Here is an 8,082-nt window from a genome sequence, read left to right as displayed (position 1 = left end):
CCGGGTCCCTGACACCGAGCGGCGCGCCTTATCCACCCTACAGCGGCGCCGGTTCTGTAGGGTGGATAAGCGCAGCGCATCCACCATTGGCCTCGCTGCCGACACGCTGTTGGCGGCGGCCACCCAAATTTGGAACTGCTGTGCGCAAGCGCTATGCCTTGCTCCAGACCCCCGAGTTCGTCGAGCGTTTCATCCTCGATTACACCCTGGAGCCGGCCTTGCGCGCTTTCGGTCTGCCGGGGCTCAAGCTGATCGACCCCACCTGCGGTTCGGGCCATTTCTTGCTGACCGGCTTCGAGCGGCTGTTCGCCGACTGGCAGCAGCGCGAGCCGGCCACCAACGCCCGCGCCCTGGCTCAGCGGGCGCTCGACGCCATCCACGGGGTCGACATCAACCCCTATGCGATCGCCATCGCCCGTTTCCGGCTGCTGATCGCGGCCATGAAGGCGGCGGGCAGCGATCGGATCAAGGATGCGCCCGACTTCCATTTCAACCTCGCCGTGGGCGACTCGCTGTTGCACGGGCGTCGGCACGAATGGCAGGGACAGGGCAACCAGCGCGACCTGCTGGACGACTCGCTCGCCCATGTCTTCGAGGTCGAGGACCGGGACAAGCTGGAACGTATCCTCGGGCAGCGCTATCAGGTCGTGGTTGGCAATCCGCCCTATATCACCGTCAAGGACAAGGCGCTCAACCAGGCGATTCGGGACAAGTACCTGACCTGTCACCGCCAATACTCGCTCGGCGTGCCCTTTACCGAACGCTTCTTCGATTTGACCCTACCGGCCGAAGACAACCGCCCGGCCGGATTCGTCGGCATGATCACCGCCAACTCCTTCATGAAGCGCGAGTTCGGTAAGAAGCTGATCGAGGAGTATCTGCCGCGCAAGGATCTGACCCATGTCATCGACACCTCGGGCGCCTACGTCCCAGGTCACGGCACGCCGACGGTGATCCTCTTCGGGCGCAACCGTACGCCCCAGGGCGATCTGCTGCGCGCGGTACTCGGGATTCGCGGCGAGCCGAGCACGCCGGAGGATGCGGCGCAGGGGTTGGTGTGGCGGTCGATCGTGGATCTGCTGGAGCGGCCCGGGAGCGAGAGCGAGTTTGTCAGCGTGGTGGATCAGGAGCGGGGGCTGTATGCGCGGCATCCTTGGAGCGTTGGCGGCGGTGGTGCTGTTGAGCTGCAAGAAGTGCTTGATCAAGAGTCCAAGAAAACGCTTGATGACGTGAGTTTAGCGATCGGATTCGTTTGTATCACCAAGCAGGACGACGTCTTCGTTCAGGATTCCGCCGTTCTCGCGCGGTTCGGCGTTGATCAGGGCGAGCGGAAACCTTTTGGGATTGGTGAGGAAGTACGAGATTGGGCGCATACATCGCCTCTCGACGTACTGTTTCCTTATCGAAATGACCTAACGACACGGGTGCCACAGGAGTTTGCAACGGCGCTTCGGTTCATGTGGCCCTATCGTGAAGATTTGTATTCGCGCAAGGTATTTTGCGGACAAACTTACCGAGAGGCGGGGAAACCTTGGTACGAGTTCGGTCAGATTCCCGTAGAGCGCTACAAAATCCCCCTCTCCATCACCTTCGCCTTCGTCGCCACCCACAATCATTTCGTCCTCGACCGGGGCGGTAAGGTCTTCAAACAGTCCGCGCCGGTCATCAAGCTCCCCGCCGGGGCGAGCGAGGACGATCATCTGGCGCTGCTGGGTCTGCTCAACAGCTCAACCGCCTGTTTCTGGATGAAGCAGGTGTTGCATAGCAAGGGCGGGGGTGGAATAGGTGGTGGGCTGGCAAGCGAAGAGTGGGAGCAGTTTTATGAGCACACGGGCACCGGTCTGAAGGAGTTTCCAGTTCCCTCTGCCCCCAAGCACGTAGCGCGCGACCGCGCTCAACAGCTCGACCAACTGGCCCAGCAAATCACCGCGCTCGACCCCGCCGCCGTACTCAGTCGCACGCCGGAGAACCCCAAAACCGCACTCGCCGAGGCCGAGCACCAGTCCGACGCGCTCTGGCACCAAATGATCGCCCTCCAGGAAGAACTGGACTGGCTCAACTACCGTCTCTACGGCTTGAGCGACGAAGACCTCTGTCTCGGTTCGACCCCACCCGAGATCCGCCTCGGCGAGCGCCCCTTCGAGATTGCGCTCGCCCGTCACCTGGCCGCCGGCGAGACCCAGACCACCTGGTTCGCCCGCCACAACAGCACCCCCATCACTGAGATCCCCGCTCACTGGCCGGCGGACTACCGGGCACTGACCGAGCGTCGGCTCCAGGCGATGGCCGACAACCCCTGGATTCACCTGATCGAGCAGCCCGAATACAAGCGCCGCTGGAACCGCGAGCCTTGGGAGAGCCGGCTGCGCCGTGCATTGCGCGACTGGTTGCTGGACCATCTGGAAGCCCTCTGCCACGCCCCCGAGCTGCTGACCGTCGCCCAGCTCGCCGAGCGCGCCCGACATGATGCGGCCTTTCAGCAGGTCGCCGCGCTCTACACCGGCTCCGATACCTTCGATGCCCGCACCCTGGTCGGCGAGCTGGTCGAGGGCGATCAGGTGCCGCAGATGGCCGCCGCCCGCTATAAGCGCAGCGCCATGCCCAAGTTCCACGCCTGGCGGGAGACCTGGGACAAGCAGCGCGCCGAGGATGCCATCGACGCCCGCGTCGCGCTCGATCCGGCCGACCCGCAGTCCCTGACCGCCGAGCAGGCACGGGCGCTCAAGGCCCAGGAGATCGGCGACATTCCGCTGCCGCCCAAGTACGCTGCCACTGACTTCCGCAAACCGAGCTACTGGGGCCTGCGCGGCAAGCTCGACGTGCCCAAAGAGCGCTTCTTCAGCCTGCCCGGCTGCGAGCGCTCCGGCGATTCCACCCTGGTCATCGGCTGGGCCGGGCTCGATCATCTGCAACGCGCCCAGGCCATCGCCACCTGGTATCTGGAGCGCAAGGAACAGGACGGCTGGGACGCCGAGCGGCTCATGCCCATGCTGGTCGCGCTCGACGAACTGATCCCCTGGCTCAAGCAGTGGCACAACGCACTCGACCCCGAGCTTGGTGAGCGTCTGGGCGACTATTACGAGGGCTTCCTGCTCGAAGAATTGCGTCACTTGGATCTGTCCCGCGACGCGCTGTCGGACTGGGAGCCGGCGGCGCCCGCGCGCGGGCGAAGGCGGACCGGCTGAGCGATTTAACCTAGAAAGAGCAGTTGCACCACAAAGACACAAAGGACACAAAGGATTTCCATGTGTTGCGTTGAAATGGTGGATCACCAGCCAGGAGAGGCGCATCATGACAATAACCCATTGTCTTTCTTTGTGATCTTTGTGCCTTTGTGGTGCGAACTGCAGAATCCAGGTTCAATCGTTTTTTTGAATCACATCCACAGGCGATCAATCACGTGCGAAGACTCGAGATCACCACCCGAATTGCAGCCGACGGCATCCTGCATCTGCCGTTGAAGGAATTTGCCGATCAGGAGGTACAAGTCACGGTGTCATCGGTAGACCGCCATGCCGCGTTACCGCAAGCCCCATTGGTTGGCGCGAATGCCTTACGCAAGGCCCAGGAAATCGGCTTCATCGGCAGTTTCGAGGCCGAAGCCGATTTCTCGGCGCGTTATAAAGAGCATCTGGACTGGTCGGACAAGGCATGATCATTGCCGATGCATCTCTGGTGTTGGTGGCTGAAACCTTGGGTCACGGGCGCATCCTGAGTACCGACCGCCGCGATTTCCATACCTACCTATGGAAGAACACCAAGCCATTCGAGAATCTCTTACGATGAAACCCAACCTGCAACTCGATCAGATGTCGGTCGAGGAAAAGATCCAGACGATGGAGCTACTTTGGGACTCGCTCTGCCAGGCACCTACCGAACTGGAGTCACCTGATTGGCACGGCGAGATCCTGAAAGAACGGCAGCGCAAGATTGGCGCGGGTGAGGCCGTGTTTCTTTCGCTCGACGCGCTGAAAGCAAGGCGACCACAGTAAGCATGCGAGAGATTCGATGACACTCATCAAGGACTTGATCCACATCCCCGAGCGCGTCCAGCGCGGCGATTTCGTGCTCAACCTGGCTAGCGGCCTCGAAGCGGACGCCGTCGCGCAGACGCTCAAGGACTATGTCGTCACCCCGCAGCTCGCCCGCTGTTTCGACGATGCCCTGAGCTTCATCAAGAGCACTGCCGTCAGCCAGCAGAATCGCAACAAGGGCGCCTATCTGCACGGCAGTTTCGGCACCGGTAAATCGCACTTCATGGCGGTGCTGCACCTGCTGCTGCAGGGCAATGTCCAGGCGCGCGCCATCCCGGAGCTGGGACCGGCGGTCGCCAAGCACAGCGACTGGATGCAGAGCCGCAACATCCTGCTGGTGCCGTATCACATGATCGGCGCCGCGAGCATCGAGTCCGGCGTGCTCGGGGGCTATGCGCGTTACATCCGCAAGCGCCATCCGCAGGCCCCGGTGCCCGGCTTTTACATGAGCGAGCGCCTATTCGCCGATGCCCAGGCGATGCGTGGTCACATGGGGGACACCACGTTCTTCGGCGCACTGAACGCCGTGGGCGGTACCGGCGGGAGCCGCGATGGTTGGGGTGACGCCGCCACGGGCTGGGATGCGGTGAGCTTTGATGCCGTGGTCAGCGGGCAGGGGGGCGACGATGACCGGGTCCGCCTGGTCGGCGATCTGGTCGGGTTCCTGTTCAAGTCCTTTGCCGATCTCGCCAACACTGAAAGCGGCGGCTATCTCGAGTTCGACGAAGGGCTGCGCGTCATGACCCGGCACGCCAAGGCGCTCGGCTACGACGCGGTCGTGCTCTTTCTCGACGAGCTGATCCTCTGGCTCGCCAGCCGCCTGTCCGACCGGAACTTCATCAGCAGCGAGATCCAGAAGGTCGTCAAGCTGGTGGAGACCGGCATCCCGCGCGAGCTGCCGCTGATCAGCTTCATCGCCCGTCAGCGCGACTTGCGTGAGTTCGTCGGCGACCAATACAGCGGCGTCGAGCAGGAGATCCTGAGTGACTCGCTGAAATACTGGGAGGGCCGCTTCCACACCATCACGCTGGAGGATCGCAACCTCCCGGTGATCGCCCAGCGGCGTCTGCTGCAACCCCTGAACGCGTCCGCCCAGGCCCAGATCGAGGAGTCCTTCGCGCAGACCGAGAAGATGCGCGAGGAGGCCTTCAACCTGCTGCTGACCAGCAAAGGCGACCGGGAGATGTTCCGCGCGCTCTATCCCTTCAGCCCGGCCCTGGTCCAGGCGTTGGTGGCGCTCTCCTCGGCACTGCAGCGCGAGCGCACGGCGCTCAAGGTGATGCTGATGCTGCTGGTAGAGCAGCGCGAGACCCTGGCGCTGGGAAGCCTCATCCCGGTCGGCGACCTCTATGACGTCATCGCCTCCGAGGCCGAGCCCTTCTCCGAGCAGATGCGGCAGCATTTCGACAACGCCAAGCTGTTGTTCGAGCGCAAGCTGATCCCGGTCCTGGAGCAGGAGCACCAGATCACCGTTGCGGTGCTCCAGGAGCTGCCGCCCACCGATGCCAAACGGCAGGCATTCAACAATGATTTGCGCCTGCTGAAGACCCTGGTGCTGGCTGCGCTGGTCCCCGAGGTCGAGAGCTTCAAGCACCTCACCGCGACCAAGCTCGCGGCCTTGAATCACGGCACCATCCGCTCGCCCATCCCCGGCCAGGAGGCCCGGACGGTGCTGCAGAAGTGCCGCAAATGGGCGGGGCAGGTGGGCGAGATCAAGATTTCCGACGATCCCAATCCCACCATCGGCGTGCAGCTCTCGGGCGTGGATACCGAGAGCATCATCGAAAAGGCGCGCATCAACGACAACGACGGCAACCGCCGGCGCCTGGTCAAGGAGATGGTCTTCGACGCCTTCGGCATCCGCGACGACAATCAGCTCTTCGTCGAGCACGAGTGGCTGTGGCGCGGGACGCGTCGGCGCGTGGAGGTGCTGTTCCAGAACATCCGCGAGATGACCGACGACAGCCTGTTCGAGTCCCGCGACGACCAATGGAAGGTCATCATTGACTTTCCCTTCGACACCGGGAACTACTCACCGACCGACGATCAGGCGCGTGTCCGGGACTTCGAGGCCGCGGGAGGGCAGGCGAGGACGATCTGCTGGCTGCCCTATTTCCTGAGCCAGAGCGCGCAGAAGAATCTCGGCAAACTGGTCGTACTGGAAGCCATCCTCAAGAGCGAGGACAGCTTCAACCGCTACAGCCGTCATTTGAGCCCGCAAGATCGCGTGAGCGCGCGGACCTTGCTCGACAATCAGCGCAGCCAGTTGCGTCAGCAGATGAAGGACGTGCTGATCGGCGCCTATGGGGTGGCGGCGGCGTTACCTGGCTCGCTCGACCACAGCGATCTGCTGGAGTCGCAGCTCATGTCGCTACAGCCGGGGTTTACCCCAAGGCCCCCGCAGGGCACCACCATGGCGAAGGCCTTCGAGCAATTGCTCGGGCAGGCCTTGACCGCGCAGTACCCGGATCACCCCGAATTCGACGGCGAAGTCCGCCCAGCGGACCTGGGCAAGGTGTTCACGGAGCTGTGCCGCGCGATCCATGCACCACACGGGCGCATCGACGTCGATGGCCCGCTCCGCCCGCTGATGCGCCAGATCGCCCAGCCACTGAAGCTTGGCGAGATGCACGAACGTCACTTCATCTTTAAGGAGGACTGGCCGCAGCAACTGAGCCGCGCGCTGGCCCAGTCTGGGAGCGGGTCTGGGAGCGGGGCGGGTGGGGACGTGACGGTGCGGGCGCTGCGCGAGGCGATGGACCAGCCGCGCCCGCGGGGCTTGCCGATGGTCGTGCAGAACTTGCTGGTCCGGGTCTTCGCCGAGCATGGACAGTACGCCTTCACCTTCCACGGCGGTCCCTACGACGATGTCACCTTGAAGGACATCCGCGACGAGCTGGTGCTGATCAAGCAGGACCTGGCGGAGCCGGAGCAGTGGAAGCGGGCCTTGGATCATGCCGGCGCCGTCTTTGGCCTGACGACCAGTCCACTACGCACGGCGAGCAACCAGAACGCGCTGCAGAAGGAAGTGCGCGACACGGTCGCTACCTATGTGGAGCCCTGTCGGACGCTGCTGTCCGATCTGACAGACCAGCTCAGGGCCTTGGGTCTGTCGGCGAGCGGCCATCGACTCGCCAATGCCAGCCTCGCCGTACAGTTGCTGGAAGCTCTGCAGACGCAGGAGGGGCCTGCCTTGGTCGACGCCCTGGCGGGCATCAAGCCGGTCACCAGCCTGCAGGCGCTTGCCCGCGGCATCGTCGCGGCCACGCGGGTGAGTCACGCCATCGCGGACAACAACTGGGCCTTGTTGGAGACCGTCTGGGGCGATGGCGAGGGCGCGCGGATCAAGCGTGCCGTGGCAGACGCCTTGGCGGCGGACGAACTGGTCACCTCCCTGGCCGATGCGCTCAAGCAGGCCCAGGCGGACGCGACACGACTGATCCAACGCCCGCCGGTGGTCGTTCCCCCGATCGATCCGCCACCGAAGCCGCCCTTGAGACCCAAGGGTAAGAAGGTGCTGAAGCAAGACAGCCGCCAGGGTCTGGAGGTCGGTGAGGCCCGCCGTGTGCTCAAGGAGATTGAGCCACTGCTGCGCGACGGTGTGACCCTGGACATCAGTTACCAGATCTTGGGGGAGACGGATGGGTGACGATTCTGATGCCTAGCTTCGGGTCTCGGGTGAAACCCCCCTTTACGAAAGGGGGGTTGGGGGGATTCTTTCCCGAAAGAGGTGAGTGTTGCCCCAGCCGAGCGACAGGTGTATAAGTACATAAACACCGATTTACGAGCAAACCCCCTGATGACACGCTGGAACGTAGCCGTCTCCGACGAAACCGATCAAGCCCTGCGCATGTTCCTCGCCAGTCGCGGCGGTGGGCGTAAGGGCGATCTGTCTCACTTTATCGAGGAAGCGGTGCAGGCGCATATCCTGGAGCTGAGCGCGGAAGAGGCGAAGGCCGCCAACGCCACGGTTGGTGAGCACGCGATCGACGCCATGGTCGATGAAGCCCTGGCCTGGGCCAAACGCTAGTCATGCGCGTGGTGCTGG

6 protein-coding genes are annotated in these 8,082 nt (G+C 63.4%); all 6 read left to right on the top strand.

Annotated elements, in window-relative coordinates; translation table 11 throughout:
• Positions 1-140: 140 nt before the first annotated feature.
• Positions 141-3,185, top strand: a complete 3,045-nt coding sequence (gene pglX, locus QZY03_RS22010) for a BREX-2 system adenine-specific DNA-methyltransferase PglX (protein ID WP_295584628.1) — start codon at positions 141-143, stop codon at positions 3,183-3,185.
• Positions 3,186-3,337: 152 nt separating this feature from the next.
• Complete coding sequence (locus tag QZY03_RS22005; protein WP_295584627.1) at positions 3,338-3,655, top strand: hypothetical protein; 318 nt, start codon at positions 3,338-3,340, stop codon at positions 3,653-3,655.
• A complete protein-coding gene (locus tag QZY03_RS22000; RefSeq protein WP_295584626.1) occupies positions 3,652-3,786 on the top strand; it encodes a hypothetical protein in 135 nt (44 codons plus the stop codon). Before QZY03_RS22005 ends, QZY03_RS22000 begins: the two co-directional genes overlap by 4 nt.
• On the top strand, positions 3,783-3,992 hold the full coding sequence (locus tag QZY03_RS21995) for an addiction module protein (RefSeq protein WP_020506076.1): 210 nt from the start codon (positions 3,783-3,785) through the stop codon (positions 3,990-3,992). The genes QZY03_RS22000 and QZY03_RS21995 overlap by 4 nt, the downstream gene beginning before the upstream one ends.
• A 16-nt stretch (positions 3,993-4,008) precedes the next feature.
• Complete coding sequence (locus tag QZY03_RS21990) at positions 4,009-7,683, top strand: DUF6079 family protein (RefSeq protein WP_295584624.1); 3,675 nt, start codon at positions 4,009-4,011, stop codon at positions 7,681-7,683.
• 150 nt (positions 7,684-7,833) lie between these two features.
• Positions 7,834-8,064: a ribbon-helix-helix domain-containing protein gene (locus tag QZY03_RS21985; protein ID WP_295584623.1), complete on the top strand. Its 231-nt coding sequence runs from the start codon at positions 7,834-7,836 to the stop codon at positions 8,062-8,064.
• Positions 8,065-8,082 lie beyond the last annotated feature (18 nt).

The sequence above is a fragment of the uncultured Lamprocystis sp. genome (genome assembly GCF_903933125.1).
Lineage (GTDB): Bacteria > Pseudomonadota > Gammaproteobacteria > Chromatiales > Chromatiaceae > Thiodictyon.
The sequence above is the reverse complement of the archived record's forward strand: the minus strand, read 5'-3'. Positions and strand labels throughout refer to the sequence as shown.